This window comes from Actinomadura physcomitrii (genome assembly GCF_008923205.2).
GTDB lineage: Bacteria > Actinomycetota > Actinomycetes > Streptosporangiales > Streptosporangiaceae > Spirillospora > Spirillospora physcomitrii.
Window position 1 is genome coordinate 268,482 of sequence record NZ_WBMS02000004.1, and the last position, 18,346, is coordinate 286,827.

The 18,346-nt window shown below is 71.9% G+C and carries 15 protein-coding genes; 10 read left to right on the forward strand and 5 right to left on the reverse strand.

The annotated features are described in order from the left end of the window. The first annotated feature begins 33 nt into the window (after positions 1-33). On the forward strand, positions 34-906 hold the full coding sequence (locus F8568_RS07215; protein ID WP_151592681.1) for a hypothetical protein: 873 nt from the start codon (positions 34-36) through the stop codon (positions 904-906). Positions 907-1,067: 161 nt separating this feature from the next. On the opposite strand, the gene F8568_RS07220 is transcribed toward F8568_RS07215, so the two are convergent. Beyond that, entirely contained in the window at positions 1,068-3,158 is a 2,091-nt protein-coding gene (locus F8568_RS07220) for a DNA gyrase/topoisomerase IV subunit B (protein ID WP_407924458.1), read from the reverse strand. Between the two features lie 238 nt (positions 3,159-3,396). Between F8568_RS07220 and F8568_RS07225 the strand changes: the two genes are divergently transcribed. From F8568_RS07225 to F8568_RS07235, 3 genes are all read left to right on the forward strand, one after another. After that, positions 3,397-4,299, forward strand: coding sequence for an ABC transporter ATP-binding protein (locus F8568_RS07225; protein ID WP_151592683.1), 903 nt, complete (start codon positions 3,397-3,399; stop codon positions 4,297-4,299). Then, positions 4,296-5,369, forward strand: coding sequence for an ABC transporter permease (locus tag F8568_RS07230; RefSeq protein ID WP_151592685.1), 1,074 nt, complete (start codon positions 4,296-4,298; stop codon positions 5,367-5,369). Before F8568_RS07225 ends, F8568_RS07230 begins: the two co-directional genes overlap by 4 nt. A 139-nt stretch (positions 5,370-5,508) precedes the next feature. Beyond that, entirely contained in the window at positions 5,509-5,733 is a 225-nt protein-coding gene (locus F8568_RS07235; RefSeq protein WP_151592687.1) for a DUF7455 domain-containing protein, read from the forward strand. 171 nt (positions 5,734-5,904) lie between these two features. On the opposite strand, the gene F8568_RS07240 is transcribed toward F8568_RS07235, so the two are convergent. Next, a complete protein-coding gene (locus F8568_RS07240; protein ID WP_151592689.1) occupies positions 5,905-6,648 on the reverse strand; it encodes a GNAT family N-acetyltransferase in 744 nt (247 codons plus the stop codon). A 26-nt stretch (positions 6,649-6,674) separates the two neighbouring features. Between F8568_RS07240 and F8568_RS07245 the strand changes: the two genes are divergently transcribed. Then, positions 6,675-7,415 carry a YaaA family protein gene (locus tag F8568_RS07245; RefSeq protein ID WP_151592786.1) on the forward strand — a complete coding sequence of 247 codons (741 nt, stop codon included), beginning with the start codon at positions 6,675-6,677 and terminating at the stop codon, positions 7,413-7,415. An 81-nt stretch (positions 7,416-7,496) separates the two neighbouring features. Here the strand turns inward: F8568_RS07245 and F8568_RS07250 are convergent, their stop codons facing one another. The 3 genes from F8568_RS07250 to F8568_RS07260 form a co-directional block, all read right to left on the reverse strand. Further along, on the reverse strand, positions 7,497-9,155 hold the full coding sequence (locus F8568_RS07250) for an RNA polymerase sigma factor (RefSeq protein WP_151592691.1): 1,659 nt from the start codon (positions 9,153-9,155) through the stop codon (positions 7,497-7,499). Between the two features lie 268 nt (positions 9,156-9,423). Beyond that, entirely contained in the window at positions 9,424-11,556 is a 2,133-nt protein-coding gene (locus F8568_RS07255; RefSeq protein WP_151592693.1) for a SpoIIE family protein phosphatase, read from the reverse strand. Between the two features lie 417 nt (positions 11,557-11,973). Continuing rightward, on the reverse strand, positions 11,974-12,555 hold the full coding sequence (locus F8568_RS07260) for an HhH-GPD-type base excision DNA repair protein (RefSeq protein ID WP_151592695.1): 582 nt from the start codon (positions 12,553-12,555) through the stop codon (positions 11,974-11,976). Positions 12,556-12,706: 151 nt separating this feature from the next. Between F8568_RS07260 and F8568_RS07265 the strand changes: the two genes are divergently transcribed. The 5 genes from F8568_RS07265 to F8568_RS46615 all read left to right on the forward strand — a co-directional run bounded on the left by F8568_RS07265 (position 12,707) and on the right by F8568_RS46615 (position 18,337). Continuing rightward, positions 12,707-13,408, forward strand: coding sequence for a molybdopterin-dependent oxidoreductase (locus tag F8568_RS07265; protein ID WP_202124580.1), 702 nt, complete (start codon positions 12,707-12,709; stop codon positions 13,406-13,408). After that, positions 13,395-14,171: a cytochrome b/b6 domain-containing protein gene (locus F8568_RS07270; RefSeq protein ID WP_151592697.1), complete on the forward strand. Its 777-nt coding sequence runs from the start codon at positions 13,395-13,397 to the stop codon at positions 14,169-14,171. The genes F8568_RS07265 and F8568_RS07270 overlap by 14 nt, the downstream gene beginning before the upstream one ends. 136 nt (positions 14,172-14,307) lie before the next feature. After that, complete coding sequence (locus F8568_RS07275) at positions 14,308-14,556, forward strand: hypothetical protein (RefSeq protein WP_151592698.1); 249 nt, start codon at positions 14,308-14,310, stop codon at positions 14,554-14,556. A gap of 165 nt (positions 14,557-14,721) precedes the next feature. Continuing rightward, positions 14,722-16,272, forward strand: coding sequence for a hypothetical protein (locus F8568_RS07280; protein ID WP_202124625.1), 1,551 nt, complete (start codon positions 14,722-14,724; stop codon positions 16,270-16,272). A gap of 97 nt (positions 16,273-16,369) precedes the next feature. Continuing rightward, positions 16,370-18,337, forward strand: coding sequence for a TY-Chap domain-containing protein (locus F8568_RS46615; RefSeq protein WP_202124581.1), 1,968 nt, complete (start codon positions 16,370-16,372; stop codon positions 18,335-18,337). Positions 18,338-18,346 lie beyond the last annotated feature (9 nt).

Genomic DNA, 18,346 nt, shown 5'->3' on the forward strand with positions numbered 1-18,346 from the left:
CGCCCCCTCCCATGAAAGGCGCGTCCAGAACCCGTGAAATCCTTCCTCCGCGCCGCCGCAGTGGCGGCGCCTCTCACCCTGGCGCTCGGCGCGGTCGCCGCACCGGCCCAGGCGTCCCCCCAGGCCCCCGCGACGACCGCCGAGGCGCCGGCCCCCGGCGTCCCGGCGTTCGACTTCGCCAAGGACTGCCCGCCGCTGCCCGCCGGCATCGACCCCGCCCTCGGCCTGTGCATGCAGATGGTGGTGACCGGCGGCTCCATGAAGCTCGGCGGGCTCAGCCAGACCATCACCCAGCCGATGCGGATCACCGTCCAGTCGGTCCAGGCCGACGCCTCGTCGAACTCGGAGTTCACCAGCGTCACGCTGACCGGCAAGCCGATGACCATCCCCGGCGGCGTGCTCGGCCTGCTCGGCCTGACCGTCCCCGGCCTCGACGACCTGCCGTTCAACAAGGTGCAGGTGCAGCCGAAGTACACCGGCGGCTTCACCTTCAACCTGCCGAACGCGGGCCTGGAGCTGAAAATCAAGATCATCAACGACGCGGTCGGGAAGGGCTGCTCGATCGGCTCCAAGAAGGACCCGGTCAAGCTCGACCTCGGCGTCGACCTCGGCCAGATCAGCATCGTGGACGAGGGCGACCCCGCCGACGCGTTCCACCACCCGCCCGTCCTGCACACCCCCGCCGCCGACACCACGTTCGCGGTGCCGAAGACGGACGGCTGCGGGCTGTTCGGGCCGGTGATCGACTGGAAGGCCGGGCTGCCGTCGGCGTCGGGCAACAACGCCGCGTCGTTCGACACCTACCTCGCGCTCGCGCCGTACGCGCCGTTGCCCGCGGCGTCCGCGCAGCGCAAGGCGGTGCAGGACCCGGTCCAGCAGCTGCGCAACCTGCACATCACCGGCTGACGCGCGGCAGGCGCTGACGCGAGACCCGCGCCGACGTACCCCTCCCCGGGGCCGTGCACGACCCGACGGCCCCGGCCCCGCACCGGCGCGCACCCGCACCGGCGCGCACCGCGCGACCGGCTCGCCGGGGGTGGCACCCGCACCACCCCCGGAGGGAGCGGCTACATGTCGATGCGCTCGGTGTCCAGCTCGGACGCGCCGGCGGTGATGAACTCCCGGCGCGGCGCCACGTCGCTGCCCATCAGCAGATCGAAGATCTTCGCCGCCTCGTCGGCGTCCTCGACCCGGATCCGCCGCAGGATGCGGTGGCGCGGGTCCATCGTGGTCTCCGCAAGCTGGTCGGCGTCCATCTCGCCGAGGCCCTTGTAGCGCTGGACCGGCTCCTTCCAGCGCTGCCCCTTGCGCTCGAACTCCACCAGCTTGCGGGTCAGCTCGCCGTCGCTGTAGCAGTAGACGTACTTCTCCTGGCCCTTCTTGGGCTTGACCAGCTCGATCCGGTGCAGCGGCGGGACCGCCGTGAACACCCGCCCCGCCTCCAGCATCGGCCGCATGTAGCGGAACAGCAGCGTCAGCAGCAGCGTCCGGATGTGCGAGCCGTCGACGTCGGCGTCCGCCATCAGGATGATCCGGCCGTAGCGGGCGGCGTCGATGTCGAACGTGCGGCCCGACCCGGCCCCGATCACCTGGATGATCGCCGCACACTCGGCGTTCTTCAGCATGTCCGCGACGGACGCCTTCTGCACGTTGAGGATCTTGCCGCGGATCGGCAGCAGCGCCTGGAACTCGGAGTTGCGGGCCAGCTTGGCGGTGCCGAGCGCCGAGTCGCCCTCGACGATGAACAGCTCGCTGCGGTCGTCGGCGTTGCGGCAGTCGACCAGCTTCGCCGGCAGCGCCGAGTTCTCCAGCGCGTTCTTGCGGCGCTGGTTGTCGCGCTGCGTGCGGGCCGCGATCCGGGTCTTGGCCGCCCCCACGACCTTCTCCAGCACGGCGCGCAGCGGCTGCTTCTGGCCGCGCGGCGGGTTCTCGAAGACCGCCTTCAGCTCCCGCGTCACCACCTGCGAGACGATCCGGGTCGCCGCCGAGGTGCCGAGGATCTCCTTGGTCTGCCCCTCGAACTGCGGCTCCGGCAGCCGGACCGTCACCACGGCGGTCAGGCCCTCCAGGACGTCCTCCTTGATGACGTCCTCGTCGCCGTTCTTCAGCAGCTTCGTCGCGCGCAGCTGCTCGTTGACGACCTTGAGCACCGCCCGGTCGAACCCGCGCACGTGGGTGCCGCCCTTCGGGGTGGCGATCACGTTCACGAACGACCGGGTGATCGTGTCGTAGCCGGTGCCCCAGCGCAGCGCGACGTCGACCTCCAGGTCGCGTTCCACGTCGGTGGGGGTCAGGTGGCCCTGCTCGTCCAGCACCGGGACGGTCTCGGTGAAGTGCCCGCGGCCCTGCAGCCGCAGCACCTCGACAAGGGCGGCGTCCTTGGCCAGGTAGGTGCAGTACTCGCTGATGCCGCCGTCGAAGCGGAACCGCTCCTCGACGACCTCCTCGCCGCGCTCGTCGCGGACGTCGATGGTCAGGCCCGGGATCAGGAAGGCGGTCTGGCGCATCCGGTCCAGGACGAGGCCCTGCTCGACCGTCGCGTCCGCCAGGAAGATCTGCATGTCGGGCCAGAACCGGGTGCGGGTGCCGGTGACCTTCCGCGCGACCTTGCGGATCTGCCGCAGCCCCGACTTCTTCTTGAACCGCGCGTTCGGGCGGCCGTCGTCGGCGAACTCGCCGGCCAGGCCGCGCCGGAAGCTGATCGCGTGGGTGTGGCCCTCGCGGTCGACCTCCACGTCCAGCCGGGCCGACAGGGCGTTGACCACGGACGCGCCGACGCCGTGCAGGCCGCCGGAGGCGGTGTAGGACACCCCGCCGAACTTGCCGCCCGCGTGCAGCCGCGTCATCACCAGCTCGACGCCGGGCAGGCCCGTCTTCGGTTCCAGGTCGACCGGGATGCCGCGTCCGTTGTCGCCCACCTCGAACGACCCGTCGGCGTGCAGCGTCACGCTGATGTGGGTGCAGTACCCGGCCAGTGCCTCGTCGACGCTGTTGTCGACGATCTCCCACAGGCAGTGCGCCAGGCCACGGCTGTCGGTCGACCCGATGTACATCCCGGGTCGCTTCCGCACGGCCTCCAGCCCCTCCAGCACCGAGAGGTGCCGGGCGGAGTAGCCGTGCGGGTCATCGGTCATCGCTTCGGCGGTCGCGGCGGTCAACTGCTTGTGCTCCTCGGGGGTAGGACATTCGGCAAGAGAGTACCCCCGGGCACCGACAGACGTTCGAAAGGCTCGCCGCCGCGGCCTTCCGGACACGTCCTCGTCGACGATCTTGCGGGCGCTCCGGGGCTGCTCCGGGCCTGCTCCGGGAGGTTCCCGCCCAACCCGGGGTGGAGTACCGCAACGTCCACCTATAGGTGGGTGTTTCGGACCGCCTCGTTTCCCTAATGTCCTGGTCATGGCAGAAACGATCGAGGTCAGCGGGCTCCGCAAGCGCTACGGGGACGTCAACGCGGTCGACGGGGTGACGTTCTCCGTCGCCGAGGGCGAGTTCTTCGGGATCCTCGGGCCGAACGGGGCCGGCAAGACGACGACCCTGGAGATCGTCGAGGGGCTGCGCCAGGCCGACGACGGCGCGGTCTGCGTCCTCGGCCTCCCCCCGTGGCCCCGCAACCCCCGGCTCCTCCCCCGGATCGGCGTGCAACTGCAGGCGTCGTCGTTCTTCGAGCGGCTCACCGCGCGCGAGCAGCTCCAGACGTTCGGGTCGCTGTACGGCGTGCCGCCGAAGAAGGCCGACGCGATGCTGGAGGCCGTGGGCCTCGCCGACAAGGCGGACGTGCGGGTGGAGAAGCTGTCGGGCGGGCAGGCGCAGCGGCTGTCGATCGCGTGCGCGCTCGTCCACGACCCGGAGCTGGTCTTCCTGGACGAGCCGACCGCCGCGCTGGACCCGCAGGCCCGGCGCAACCTGTGGGACGTGCTGAGCGCGATCAACACCGAGGGCCGCACCATCGTCCTCACCACGCACTACATGGACGAGGCGGAGGCGCTCTGCGACCGCGTCGCGATCATGGACGCGGGCCGGATCCTGCGGCTCGGCCCGCCCGCGGTGCTGGTGCGCGGCCTGGACGCGCCGGCCCGGATCAGCATCGCCAGCGGCCTGCTGGACGCCGACGACGCCCGTCGGCTGCCGGGCGCCGACGACGTCGAGGACGACGGCGTCTCGCTGACCATCTCCACCCGGGACCCCTCCGCGGTGGTGGCGGCCATGGCCGCCAAGGACGCGCTGGACGGGGTGCAGATCCGCGGCGCGACCCTCGAGGACGTCTTTCTGGAGCTCACCGGACGGGAGTACAGGGCGTGAGCACGCTGGAGAGTTTCAAGAGCCTGTCCAAGGCGATGTTCCTGGGCTTCCGGCGGGACCGGGGCGCGCTGTTCTTCACGGTGCTGTTCCCGCTGATGTTCCTGGTGATCTTCGGTGGCGTGTTCGGCCACCAGAGCACCTCCAAGGTGAAGGTGCAGGAGATCGGCCGGGTGCCGATCCTGGACCAGGCGATGGCGCGCGGGGGCGACGAGCTCGGCGACACCATGAAGCTGACCAAGACCTCGGACCGGCACGACGCGCTCCACAAGGTCACCAAGGGCGACGCGGACGCGGCCGTGGAGCAGGTCGGGAACCGGCTCGTCGTGCACTACTCGGCGGCGGACCAGGTGAAGTCCGGGGTCGTGCAGGGCCTGATGAACTCGATCGTCCAGGGCGCGAACCAGGCGGCGACCGGCAAGCCGCCCGCCTACCAGGTGACTTCGCGGCAGGTGGAGGACGACTCGCTGAAGGCGATCCAGTTCTTCACGCCGAGCCTGCTGGGCTGGGCGCTGGCGTCGGCCGGCGTGTTCGGGGCCTCCCAGACGCTCGTGACGTGGCGGACGAAGGGCATCCTGCGCCGCCTCCAGCTGTCCCCGGCCCCGATACCCACGGTGTTCGCCGCACGCGTCGCGGTGAGCCTGGCGGTCGCGCTGGTGCAGTTCGCGCTGTTCGTGGCCGTCGCGCAGCTGCCGTTCTTCGGCCTGAAGCTCGGCCACTACTGGTGGATGGCCGTCCCGATGGTGCTGTCGGGGGTACTGGCCTTCCTGGCGATCGGGATGGTGATCGGCGCCTGGGCGAAGACGCAGGAGACGGCGCAGGCGGTAACGCAGCTGGTGGTGCTGCCGATGGCGTTCCTGGGCGGCTCGTTCTTCCCGCTGGACGCCTCGCCCACCTGGATGCGGACGCTCGCGTACATCTTCCCGCTGCGGTATCTGAACACCGGGATGCTGAACGTGATGGGCCGCGGGCTCGGGCCGATGTCCGCGCTGCCGCAGATGGGAATCCTGCTCGGTTTCGCGGTGGTCGGCGGGCTCGTCGCCATGCGCCTCTTCCGGTGGGACAGCGCCTGACATTCACCGTGGCGCGACGGTGTGATCTCGGTCACTAATCGAGCCATTCCGCTGTGGGCGTACGAAGAAACAGGTTGGGAACGTCCACGTCGGGTTAGATGTTGTCCTAAGTACCGACCCCGAGCATGAGGAAGGTGCCGTGACTGGAGCCCTTGCCCCGACCAAGCCGCTGACCGTCGCCGACCGGTGCGACCGCTGCGGCGCCCAGGCCTACGTCCGTGCGGTCCTTGTAGGCGGCGGCGACCTTCTGTTCTGCGCCCACCACGGGCGTAAGTACGCGGAGGCCCTGCGCGCCAACGGGGCCGACATTCAGGACGAGACCGACAGGCTCAACGAAACCCCGGCTACCGCTTCGGACGACTAGCGGTAGGGATCGAATAGCACACCCCGCAGCGGCGGCCACCGGAGACGGCGGCCGCCGTTCGCATTTCAGTCGCCGCCCCCACCGGCCCCCATCCCCGGGCATTGCGAAGTGAATTCGAGAAGTGATCGAGTCATCACTCTGGGTATCGAATTGGCATGGTGAAGTGCTCTCTCACCCGCCGGTGACGGTCTTCACGCGATAGTGGTATCCGCCGGATTCGGTGAACCCCTCCGCCGCGTACATCGCCCTCGCCGGGGCGTTCCGCTCGACCACCACCAGGTACGCCCGCTCGCACCCCTGCTCGCGGCCCCAGCCGAGCAGCGCCCGCAGGACGCGCCGCCCCAGCCCGCGCCGGCGCGCCTCCGGCGCCACCGCCATCGCGTAGATCCCGAGCCACTCCCCCTGCGGCACGGCCCGCCCGACGGCGACGCCGTCCAGGGAGGCGTACCCCGCCGGGACACCGGTGAGGATCTCCGTCGCGACCGGCAGGTCATTGCCGTACCGTCCGTCCACCGACCACCACACGTCCAGCCAGTCCGGGGACGGCTCGTCCGCGATCACCACGCCGTCGCGCTCGTACGGGCCGGCGAGCTCGGCCGCCATGCCGAGCGTGGGGTCGACGATCTCGTAGCCCCGCGCCTCCAGGAACGCGTCGAGCCCCTCGGGCCGCGCACGGTCGCTCAACGAGAACACCGTCGGCAGCCCCAGTCCGGTGTAGAAGCGCTCCGCGCGCGCGAGCGCGGCCTCCAGATCCTGGGGATCACCCAATGGCAGGACCGAGTTGGCGCGCTTGGTGACGCCTCCGGCGTGGCGCAGCAGCCACCCGCCAATATCCTGGACGGACCGCGCCGGCCACGCCGCGGCCAGGAGTCCGTCAAGGTCCTGTGGCCCGGGGACCGTCGCGCAACGTGTCATCGAAGAGCACCGCTTTCGGGGGGATCGTGCACATCCTGCTGCCGCCGTCGGAGAAGAAGGCTACCGAGGGCGACGGCCCGCCCCTCGACCTGGCCTCGCTGAGCTTCCCGGAGCTCACCGCGGCGCGCAAGCGCGTCATCACCGCCCTGACCAGGGCGTCCCGCCGGAAGGACGCGCCCGAGACGCTCGGCCTGCCCGCAGGGCAGATCGACGAGGCCCTCGCGCGCAACAAGGCGCTGAAGCAGGCCCCCTCGGTGCCCGTGGCGCGGCTCTACACCGGCGTCCTCTACGACAACCTCGACCTGGCGAGCCTGGATCCGGAGGCCGCCGCCGAGCGCATCGTGGTCTTCTCGGGCCTGTGGGGCGCCCTGCGGCTCACCGACCGCGTCCCGCCCTACCGGTTGTCCATGGCGGTCTCGCTGCCGCCCCTCGGCCGTCTGGGGACGTTCTGGAAACCCGCGATGACCAAGGCGCTCCGGCCGTCCGGGCTGATCGTCGACATGCGGTCCGGGCCGTACGCGGCGGCCTGGAAGGCCCCGCGACCGGCCGTGGCGGTCCGCGTCTTCCGCGAGACGATCATTGGCGGCGTCCCCAAACGGACGGTGGTCAGCCACATGGCGAAGGCGACTCGCGGGGCGATCGCCCATGACCTGCTGGACGCCGGCGCCGACCCCGCGACGCCCGAGGAGCTGCTGAAGGCCGTGGCCGATCTCGGCCACACCGTCGAGCTGAACGGCGCCAACCTCGACGTGATCCTGCCGTCCTGACCCGGCCCCGCCGGAACCCGGAGCCCGCGTACGCGGAGGCCCCCGTCCACCGGACGGGGGCCTCGCGGTAAGAGAAATGTGTCAGTCGAGGTAGTCCCGCAGAACCTGCGAGCGGGACGGGTGGCGCAGCTTCGACATGGTCTTGGACTCGATCTGCCGGATGCGCTCCCGGGTCACCCCGTACACCTTGCCGATCTCGTCCAGCGTCTTCGGCTGCCCGTCGGTCAGGCCGAACCGCATCGACACCACGCCCGCCTCGCGCTCGCTGAGCGTGTCGAGCACCGAGTGCAGCTGCTCCTGCAGCAGCGTGAAGCTGACCGCGTCGGCCGGAACGATCGCCTCGGAGTCCTCGATCAGGTCGCCGAACTCGCTGTCGCCGTCCTCACCGAGCGGGGTGTGCAGCGAGATCGGCTCGCGGCCGTACTTCTGCACCTCGACGACCTTCTCCGGGGTCATGTCGAGCTCCTTGGCCAGCTCCTCAGGGGTGGGCTCGCGGCCCAGGTCCTGGAGCATCTGGCGCTGCACGCGGGCCAGCTTGTTGATGACCTCGACCATGTGCACCGGGATGCGGATGGTGCGGGCCTGGTCGGCCATCGCGCGGGTGATCGCCTGCCGGATCCACCAGGTGGCGTACGTGGAGAACTTGTAGCCCTTGGTGTAGTCGAACTTCTCGACCGCGCGGATCAGACCGAGGTTGCCCTCCTGGATCAGGTCCAGGAACAGCATGCCGCGGCCGGTGTAGCGCTTGGCCAGCGAGACCACCAGCCGGAGGTTGGCCTCCAGCAGGTGGTTCTTGGCGCGGCGGCCGTCCTCGGCGATCCACTCGAAGTCCTCGAGGTCCTCCTCCGACAGCGCGGGGCCGTCGGCGGCGAGCCGCTCCTCGGCGAACAGGCCGGCCTCGATCCGCTTGGCGAGCTCGACCTCCTGCTCGGCGTTCAGCAGCGGGACCTTGCCGATCTGCTTGAGGTAGTCCTTCACCGGGTCGGCGGTGGCGCCGGCCGCGGCGATCTGCTGCGCGGGCGCGTCCTCGTCGTCGTCGCCGAGGGTGAAGCCCTCCTCCTCGGCGGGAGCGTCGCCGGGCTTCTTGCCGGCGGCGGCCGGGGCCTTGTCCGCGACGGCGGCCGGGGCCTCCTCCTCGTCGGCCTCGGGCGCCTCCTCGACCTCGGGCGCGTCCTCCTCGAGGTCGACCTCGAGGTCGTTCAGGTCCTCGTCGAGGTCGACGTCGACGTCGTCCTCGAGTTCGGGGTCGTCGGCGGCCTTCTTGGCCGGGGCGGCCGCCTTGGCGGCGGCGGGCTGCGCGGCCTTCTTGGCGGGCGCGGCCTTCTTCGGCTTGGCCTTGGCGGACTTGGGCGGAGCCGGCTTGGGCGCCGCGGGCCTCGGGGCCTGCGGGCGCGGGGCGGTCTCCTCCGGGGCCGGGCCGTCGGCGACGACCGCGGTCACGGTGTCGGGCTGCTCCTTCGCGGCAGCAGCGGTCCTGGGCCTACGCGCCGGCGGCGCCGCGCGCTTGCGCGAACGCTTGGGCGCCGCGGAATCGGCAGCGCTCACCACGACGGTCACACCCTCCTTGCTGAGGCTCCGCAGAATGCTGGAGGCCTTCGACACGGGGATGTCGGCCTCCTCGAACGTACGGCGTACGTCGTCGGCTTCGAGGTAACCCTGGGACCGTCCACGCTCGATCAGTTGCGCGATGACGTGATCGTGCAGATCTGACGCTTTCGAGGTCGAGCTAGCAGGCGACACAAATACCTCTCGAACGAACGTGTGGCTTGGTTGACCCAAGTGCCCTGACGGGCCCGGCCTCACACTGGGGTGGGACCACACACTGGGCGGACCTCCCGGTGCGGGACCGCAGCGTACCCGCTCTCACTGGGTCAAGCATTCTGGCACTGCTGCGCATTCCGCCCCGATGTCCTACCCGGTAACTCTCCACCTTAGAGGGCGCGGGACGGTCCTTCGTACGGACGGGACCGGCTCCGCACCGTCTGCGGCGGGCTTCACTCGGGTTTCACTAGGGCTTGGGCGGGACGTGCAGGGCAAGCACGGTCACATCGTCTACCTGCTCGTACCCGGCAAGCATCCGATCGACCAGGAAGTCGACGAGTCTTTCTGGATCTCCTACCACTTCAGGTGGGGCGTCCGCGGCCGTCGCCACGAGTTCCTCCAGCCCGGCGTCCACCCCACGCCTACGGTTCTCCACAAGTCCATCGGAATAGAAGACCACAGTGTTGCCGGTCTCGATGGAAAAACTTGTCTGCTGCCGCTGGCTCGGCCAGCCGAGGGGCGTGCCGGGCTCGCGCGTGCTCACGCGCGCGGGCGCGTCCGGGGAGATCAGCAGGGGTGGCGGATGCCCGGCGTTGCTGAAGGCGCCGCGGCCCGTCTCGGGGTCGATGACCGCGTACGCGACCGTGGTGAACTGCTCCTCGTCCTCGGTGGCGCTGAACAGCCGGTCGAGGCCGGCGAGCACCGCGGCGGGCCGCGGGTCGTTCAGCGCGAGCGCGCGCAGCGCGTTGCGGACGCGTCCCATTCCGGCCGCGGCGAGCACGCCCTTGCCCATGACGTCGCCCACCGCGACCGCGAGCCGGTCGTCGGGGAGGCGGAACACGTCGTACCAGTCGCCGCCGACCTGCACATGGCGGGTGGCCGGGTTGTAGCGGGCGGCCAGCACCATCCCGGGGAGCTGCGGAAGGTCGCTGGGCAGCAGGCTGCGCTGGAGCTCCTCGGCGGTCCGGTGCTCGCGCTCGAACAGCAGCGCGCGCTCCACCGCCAGGGCGCACTGCCCGGCGAGCGCCTCCAGGAAGACCCGCTCCTCCTCGGTGATCTCCCTGGGGCGGGTGAAGGAGAAGCGCAGCGCGCCGATCGGGGCGCCCGCCGCCAGCAGCGGCAGGCCGACCCAGGCGCGCTCCTCGGGGTGCTGGGCGAACAGCTCCTTCTCGTCGCGGCCGAGCTGGAGGCGGAGGCTGTCGGGATGCTCGGCCAGGAACGGCCGGCTCTCGCGCACCGCCACCGACATGACGGTCTGGTCGGCGACCTTGATGTCGTCGCGGGCCGGCGGCCGCCCCTCGGCCTCGCCGCCGGGCTGGGACGGGGCGACGATGCTCAGCCGCAGCTTGTCGTCGTCCAGCAGCGCCACGGCGGAGTAGTCGGCGCCGATGGCCGACCGCCCCACCTCGGTGATGACCTGCACGACCTGGGAGACGGTCAGGGCCTCGGCGAGCATCGAGGTGGCCTGCTGGAGCCGTGCGGTGCGCAGCGCCGCGGCCGACAGCTGCTCGGTCAGCCGGCCGCGCATCTCCTCGGCCTCGCGCTGGCCGGTGACGTCGGTGTTGGCGCCGACCCACTCGATGACCACGTCGCCCTGCCGGATCGGCACGGCCCGTACGTCGAAGTGCCGGTACGTGCCGCTCCTGGTGCGGATCCGGTAGTTGGTCTCGAAGACCTGGTTCTCCGCCACGCACTCGCGCCAGGCCGCCTCGATGCGCGGGCGGTCCTCGGGGTGCACCACGGCCATCCAGCCGCCGGCGGCGTAGTCGTCGGGCGCCTGGCCGGTGATCGCGCGCCACTCCGGCGCGTCGTCGATCACGGCACCGTCGGCCGCGGCCACCCACACGACCTGGGCGCTGGCCTCCACCAGCGAGCGGTAGCGCTGCTCCTTGCGCCGGATGACCTCCTCGGCGCGGCGCCGCTCCGTCACGTCCAGGGCGGTCAGGACGGCGCCGAGACGCTCGCCGGCGGGCCCGCGGGCGGGCAGCCACGTGCAGGCCAGGATGCGCTCCTCGGTCGCCGTGGCGACCGCCTGGGCGTCGCCTGCGCGGCCGGACGGCTCGGCGGGGACGACGAGGTCGAGGTCGCTCAGCGGGCGGTCCTCGGCGAGCACCGTGCGCAGCGCCGTCTCGAACGCGGTCGCGAGGCCCTCGGGCAGCACCTCGGCGGGGCGCCGCCGCTGCAGGTCGCCGACGGGCACCCGCAGCAGCGCCGCGAGCGCGTCGTTGGCCTTGCGGCAGCGCAGGTCGCCGTCGAAGAACGCCAGCCCTCCGGGGGCTTCCTTCAGCAGGGTCGCGTACAGCGCGGAGTCGGACGCATCCATGGGCTGCCCCTCCACCCCTGAGACGCGGGGTTGGGGAACGGACGTCTCGGTGCTCATGGACAACACCTCCGCCCCAGAGGGTCCCGTACCGCGCGGCAAGTTTTCATCACTATGAGTGAATGGGAGCAGGCTAGCGCTCCCGCCTCCATCACAACACCGTCGGAGTCAGGTATTCATCATCCCGGTGGTCCGCCGCGTACGGAAGCCCTGAAGGACATCGTCGTCTCTGTGCCTCCGCGCGAAGACGCGGGATTCGGACGCCTTCGCCCACGAGCCGCCGGTGGCGGCCCATGAGGAGGGCGAGTAGGCGATGTTACGGCGCCCGGAGCGCCATGGGCGGCCAACCCCGCCGGTTCGGCGAGTTCCGGCCGTGAGCCGGACCGGCCGAACTCCGTCCGATTTAGTCCACAAAATTACGGTAAAGAGCAATTCGGTGATCGGCGGTCCTTACCCGTCGGCCCTTACCCGTCGGCCCTACTTTCCGGCCTTGGCGGCGGCCTTCATCTCCTGCTTGAAGGCGCGCACCTTCGCCAGCGACTCCGGGCCGGTGATGTCGGCGACCGACCGGTGCGAGCCCTCCTCGCCGTACGCGCCGGCCGCCTCGCGCCAGCCCTCCGGCCGGACCCCGTACTGCTTGCCCAGCAGCGCCAGGAAGATCTGCGCCTTCTGCCTGCCGAACCCGGGCAGCGCGTTCAGCCGCTTGAACAGCTCCTTACCGCCGTCCACGCCCGCCCACACCTTCTCGGCGTCCCCGTCGTAGTTCTCCACGAGGTACTGGCACAGCTGCTGCACCCGCTTGGCCATCGAGCCGGGATAGCGGTGCACGGCCGGCTTCTCCGACAGCAGCGCCGCGAACCGCTCCGGGTCGCAAGCGGCGATCTCGTGCGCGTCGAGATCGTCCGTCCCGAGCCGCTGCGCGATCGTGTACGGGCCCGAGAACGCCCACTCCATCGGGACCTGCTGGTCGAGCAGCATCCCCACCAGTGCGGCGAGCGGGCTGCGGCCCAGCAGTTCGTCCGCCTCGGGCCGCTGCGCTAGTTGAACCTTCGTGGCCATGGGGTCAGCTTAGAACCGCCTTGGGGAGAGCGGTCGGTTCACGAGGAACCTCGCCGACGCGGCCGCCGGACCGGCGCGGCGAATCTGTCAGAAGTCTTACGAGATCGGCGGACGCCTGGCGGCCCGCAGGACGCAGTGCTCGAATGGGGACGTGAACGAGGATCCGGAAGAGGGCAGTCCCGTAGGACGGCGGGTCGTGCTCGGGATGCTCGGCCTCGGCGTCGCCGGCGTCGCCGTGGGCGCGTCCCTCCAGCAGAAGGTGAACCGTGCCCTGGCGCCCGTAGGCGGCATCCAGGACGTTCTCCCGGCCGCCGGGGGCTTCCGCTACTACTCCGTCACCGGAAGCGTCAAGAGGCACAGCATCGCCACCCATAAGGTGACCGTAGGCGGCCTGGTGGACAAGCCTCAGGCGTTCACCATGGCCGACTTGGCACGCCTGCCGCAGACGATGCTCGACAAGGACTTCCAGTGCGTGACCGGATGGCGGGTGCCGAACGTCAGGTGGGCGGGCGTCGCCCTACCCGACCTCCTGGACGTGGTGGGGGTGTCCCCTAATGCCGTGGCCGTCCGGTTCAAGTCGTTCGACGGCGTCTACACCGAGTCGCTCACGCTGGACCAGGCGCGGCGCCGCGACGTCATGGTCGCGACCCAGATGGACGGCAAGCCGGTCACCCACGACCACGGCGGCCCCACCCGGCTCTACGTCGCCCCCATGTACGGCTACAAGTCCCTGAAGTGGCTCGGCGGCATCGAGCTCACCGACGAGGTCAAACCGGGCTACTGGGAGGACCTCGGCTACGACGTGGACGCCTGGGTCGGCCGGTCGAACGGACGTGACGATGCACCCACATGACGTGGCCCGCCCCGAGCCCGCCCGTCCCGAGCCGTCACGGTCCGGCACACTGCTGCGGTTCACAGCGGCCGAACGGTCGATCCACCATGTGACCGCGCTGCTGATGCTGGTGTGCCTGGCCACGGCCGGGATGCTCTACCTGCCGATGTTGTCCACGCTGGTCGGGCACCGCGAACTGCTGAAGACCGTCCACGTGTGGTGCGGTTTCGCGCTGCCGGTCCCCATCGTCCTGGGGCTAGCCTCCAGAGCATTCAGGACGGACGTACGGCGCCTCAACCGGTTCGCCCCCCACGACTGGGAGTGGCTCAAGCGCGGGGACCGCAGAGCCGTACGGCGGGGCAGAGGAGTCCTGCCCGTGGGCAAGTTCAACGCCGGCCAGAAGCTGAATGCGGCGTTCACGGCGGGCGCGATCCTCGTCATGCTCGGCACCGGCGAGGTGCTGACGTTCCCCGGCCCGTGGCCGGACCGCTGGCGCACCGGCGCCACGTTCGTGCACGACTGGCTCTTCGTCGTCATCGTCCTCGTCGTCGCCGGGCACCTGTGGGAGGCGTTCCGGGACCCCGGCGCGCTCGGCGGGATGCTCACCGGCCGGGTCGACCGCGGCTGGGCGGCGAGGCACCACGCGGGCTGGGCGGACGCCGTCCAACGGATCGCCCCGCGAGCGCCGGACGGTCCGTCCGGCGGCGGAACCGGCGGGACGGCCACCGGCGCGTCCGGAGATGGTGGTCCAGAATTTGCGAAACGACGCCCCGGTATGTCTTGACTCTCCCTGCGAACGCGCTGGAATGAGACATCGAGGCGAGGTTCGGGCGGACCCCCCGCAACCGGGTCGGCCCGCGCTCCGTCTCGGCCGGCGGCGTCCCCGCCCGCCGGAACCCGTGCGCGGAGGTGTTACGCAGATGCCCGCACTGGCCGACCACCGAAGCGAGACCCGCGACGCGCTCACGCGGCGGCTCACCGACGAGTTCTCGCACGTCTCCTCGGACGCGGTGCACCAGTGCGTCGCCGACGTCCAGGCGTGCATGGCCCACCTGGGGCTCGACCCGACGCCCGCGCGCGTGGAGCGCATGGCGCGCGAACACCTCGTCGGCAGGCTGAAGTCCGAGCCGCCCTCAGGGCGGCCCCAGGGCACCGGGGTGGACGGCTGAACCCGCCGGACGGTCCCCCGCCTTAGGGGCTTGGGGGCACGCGCCGCCGCGGGATCTGAGAAACTAGGACCCGTGAGTCCTCGCAGCCGCCGCTCCTCGTCCGGGGATCCGGCGCGGGACGGCCCCCCTGCCCCGCCGGGCGAGGTCTCCGAGATCTTCGACGGGATGCTGCGGCACGCCCGCGAACTGTTGGCGGTGCGCAGCCCGCTGGACGCCGAGCTGATCGTCAGCGAGATCCTCGGGTCCTGGTGGGGGCACCGGGTGTCCGGCGGAGACGTCGAGGTGGTCATCGGCGAGGCGCTGGTCGACCATGCGGCGCGCGCCGCGACCCCGGCGGCGCTGGCCCTGCTCACCGGGATGGCCTATCTCGGCACTCCGCGGCAGGCCGCCAAGGCCGAGCGCGCCGCCCTGGAGCTGATGGACCGGGGCGTCGCCCGTCCAGGCTGGGCCGACCGCGTCGGCATGGTCGCGCCGGACGAGTGCTTCGTGTCCCGCGACGTGTACGGCGACCAGGACTCCATCGTCTGCACCTACACCTACGGTGGAGCCGACCGGCACGCCCTGGTCATCCTCGTGGACAGGAACAAGGCCGGGGCCATCCAGTACGCCGACGCCCCGTTCCCCTCCGCGGCCCCTCCCACGCCGCGCGCCGCGCGCCCCCCGGCGTGCGGGATGGTCCGGGACGCGTGGGTCTCGTCCCAGGTCGACAAACTCCTCGACCACTGCCGCCGCGAGGGCCGCGACAACGCGCTGATGCGGTTCGAGCAACTGGACCCGCGCGACACGAAGGCGCTCCTGCAGAGCGCCCTCGCCCTCACCAACGACACGGCCGAACCGCCGGTCAACGACAACTTCGGCTCGTACCACGCCTTCGTGCGCGCGCGCATAGGGATCCTCCCGCCGGGAGGCCGCCTGCCGCAGCCCCCCGTGTACGGGCGCGACCGCCGCGCCACGATCGCCGCGCGGTTCCTGGCGTCGGACGAGGCCGAAGGACTCTCGGACCTGTCGGCCGCCAGCCGCTGCGTGGACCGCATCATCGCCTACGGCTGCGCGCACGATTTCGGACGGCCGCTGCGGGTCAGCCCGATCAAATGCGAGATGTTCCTGCTCGACTGGCTGCCCCGCAAGGTGCTCCTGTCCCCCGCCGAACAGGAGGCCGTACCGCACGTCCTGGCCGCCTGGGTGCGGTGGGCCGGGAAGCGCACCGGGCTGCCCGAGGAGGGCGTCAGGGCGACCCTCGACGCGGTCTGGGACGCCACCGCGAAGTTCGCCGAGGCGTACCGCGACCCGTCCGCCTTCGGCCTCGACCGCGACCTCGTCGCCCGGCTGCTCCCGGACGGGGAGCTGGAGGCGCTCCCCCGGCGGGCGTTCGCGCTGCCGTTCCTGTCCGGCACCCACCGGCGCTCCGGGCGGCACGGCTCCGTCGACCTGTCGACGCTCGACCCCTCCGACCCCGACGACCGGCGCGTCATCCTCGAATTCGAGCACCCCGGCGCGGACGAGGAGCACCTCGACGCGCACGAGAGGCTCACCGACCGGCTGTGGCGGGGCGACCCGCCGCAGCTGTGGGACACCGCCCAGGCACTGCTCGACATCGGCTACGAACGCCACGAGATCCTGCACAAGCTCATCGGGGTCCTCGACCGCTGCGGCGGCGACGCGGACGCCCTCCGGGAGGCGCTGCGTGTACTGCGTCACGAACCGCCGCCCGAGTGAACTCCCGGTTTGCGCGCGGCGTCCCCGGCGACAATCATCGGATCCCGGGCATGGTCTCGCGGGGGTCCGGGTCCGCCCCCGGTCGTAGGGAGTGATCTTGTTGGAGTGGTCCGAGTTCGCCCGCCGGCTGGGCCGTGAACTGGCGGGTCTCGACCGGGACACCATCCTCATCGTGCGCGAGCGCGACGAGAGCAGGCACTACGTCCAGGCCATGCGCGAGCCCGACCGGCTCTACGCCGAGGCCGTCAGCAACAACTTCCTCGACGGGCCGCTGCTGCTCACGCCGGCCGACGAGGAGGTCATGAGCGACGCGGGCTGGCGCCCGCCCGCCGACCCCGCGCCCCGCAACTGGTGGACCGAGCTGCCCGAGTCCGGCACGCCCGGCGGGATGCGCTCGGTCAGCGGCGGCGACTACTCGCGGCTCGCCGACGTGATGGTCACCGCGCTGCGCGACGTCCAGGGCGTCCGGCGCCCCTCCGACCTGGTGTACGAGTCGTTCCACCGGCACGGCAGCGGCCTGATCGAGCTGCTCGACTTCGGCATCGAGACCGCCGACCCGTCGCGCGTCAGCAAGCGCCGCTCGTCGGCCGCGATCGCCCCGCCGGAGACCGCACCGGAGAGCGCGCGCCCGGCGCCCGGCCCGCCGCCCGCCGGACCGCCCATGCCGCTGCCCCCCGCCGGGGTCCCCGGCAGCGACGCCGACCTGCTCGAACCGCGCCTGGCGGAGGCCAAGGAGCGCGGCGACCACGCCACCTACTTCAGCCTGCTGGCGGGCGCCGACCTGGTGCTCCCGGCCACCGCGCACGCGGTGGAGAACCCCGACCGCGCCGAACTGCCGACCATCACGATCGGCACCGGCACCTACGTCACGCTGTACACCTCCCCCGGCGCGCTGGCCCGTACGGGCGACCAGCACCCGCTGTACCGGCGCACCTCGTTCGCGCTCCTGGCGGCCGGGTGGCCCGACCCGTCCTGGCAGCTCGCCGTCAACCCCGGCCTGCCGAGCGAGGTCCTGCTGGACGCGTCCGCCCTGGGCCGCCTGGAGGCCGCCCAGCGGGAGGCGTCCTCGGCCGCGCCGGAGCCGTCCAACCCGTACGGGACCGTCGATCCGGGCGCGCTGTCCGGGCCGGGGGCCATCGCGGGACGGCCCCCTTCAGGGGTCAACGGTTCCGGCATGCCCGGGTTCCCCGGCGCGCAAGGACCGTCCCAGGGCGTCAACGGTTCGGCCGCCGCCAACGGCTTTTCCATGCCGAACGGGATGCCGTCCCTCAACGGGATCCACGGCCTCAACGGGCCGGCAGGAGGCGACGGCTCTTACGACGACTTCCACGACGACTCCGGTACCGCGATCGACCCGTACACGGCGGAGGAGCTGAGGGCGGCGCTGGAGGCCGGTACACCGGACCTGGGCAGGGCCAAGCCGGAGACCCCGGAGAAGAAGGGGCCCGAGCCCGCCGCCACGCCCCTGGGCGCGCCGACGGACGGAACGCCCGCCGACGGCGAGCCCTCCGAGACGCACCGGCCGGGCGCGCCGCAACCCGACGCGCACCAGCCCGGTGCCGCGCAGCCCGCCGTGCCGCAGCCCAGCACCCCGCAGCCCAGCACCCCGCAGGCCGACCTGCCGCAGGCCGCGCCTCCCCAGGCCGCACCCCCTCAGGCCGCACCGGCTCCTCAGGCCGCCGCACCACCGGTGGAGATCCCTCAAGCCCCGATGTCGCAGGCACCGGCACCACAAGCGCCGGCACCGCAAGCACCGGCGCCGCAAGCACAGGCGCCGCAGACGCCCGCACCCCAGGCCGGAACACCTCCGGTCGCCGCACCGCGACCCGAGGTGCAGCCGGAAACGCAGCAGCCCGAGCCGCGGCAGCCCGGCGTGCAGGCGCCCGTCGAGCGGCAGCCCGCGCCGCAACCGCCCGCCGGCGTTCTGATGCAGCCGCCGCACGGCACCCGCCTGTGGCGCTCCGTCGGCGAGAACGACGACGTCCCCATCGCGGTCTACGACGCCGTCGGCGGCGTCTGGAGCCCGGCGCGGGCCGACGCCGTCCCGGCGCCGCGGGCCGAGTGACGCCGCCCT

What these genes read in the sequence shown, in the direction of transcription:
- F8568_RS07225 (WP_151592683.1), top strand. Translation starts at nt 3,397, where the DNA reads ATGGCAGAAACGATCGAGGTCAGCGGGCTCCGCAAGCGCTACGGGGAC.
- F8568_RS07240 (WP_151592689.1), bottom strand. Translation starts at nt 6,648, where the DNA reads ATGACACGTTGCGCGACGGTCCCCGGGCCACAGGACCTTGACGGACTC.
- F8568_RS07255 (WP_151592693.1), bottom strand. Translation starts at nt 11,556, where the DNA reads ATGAGCACCGAGACGTCCGTTCCCCAACCCCGCGTCTCAGGGGTGGAG.
- F8568_RS07260 (WP_151592695.1), bottom strand. Translation starts at nt 12,555, where the DNA reads ATGGCCACGAAGGTTCAACTAGCGCAGCGGCCCGAGGCGGACGAACTG.
- F8568_RS07270 (WP_151592697.1), top strand. Translation starts at nt 13,395, where the DNA reads ATGCACCCACATGACGTGGCCCGCCCCGAGCCCGCCCGTCCCGAGCCG.
- F8568_RS07275 (WP_151592698.1), top strand. Translation starts at nt 14,308, where the DNA reads ATGCCCGCACTGGCCGACCACCGAAGCGAGACCCGCGACGCGCTCACG.
- F8568_RS07280 (WP_202124625.1), top strand. Translation starts at nt 14,722, where the DNA reads ATGCTGCGGCACGCCCGCGAACTGTTGGCGGTGCGCAGCCCGCTGGAC.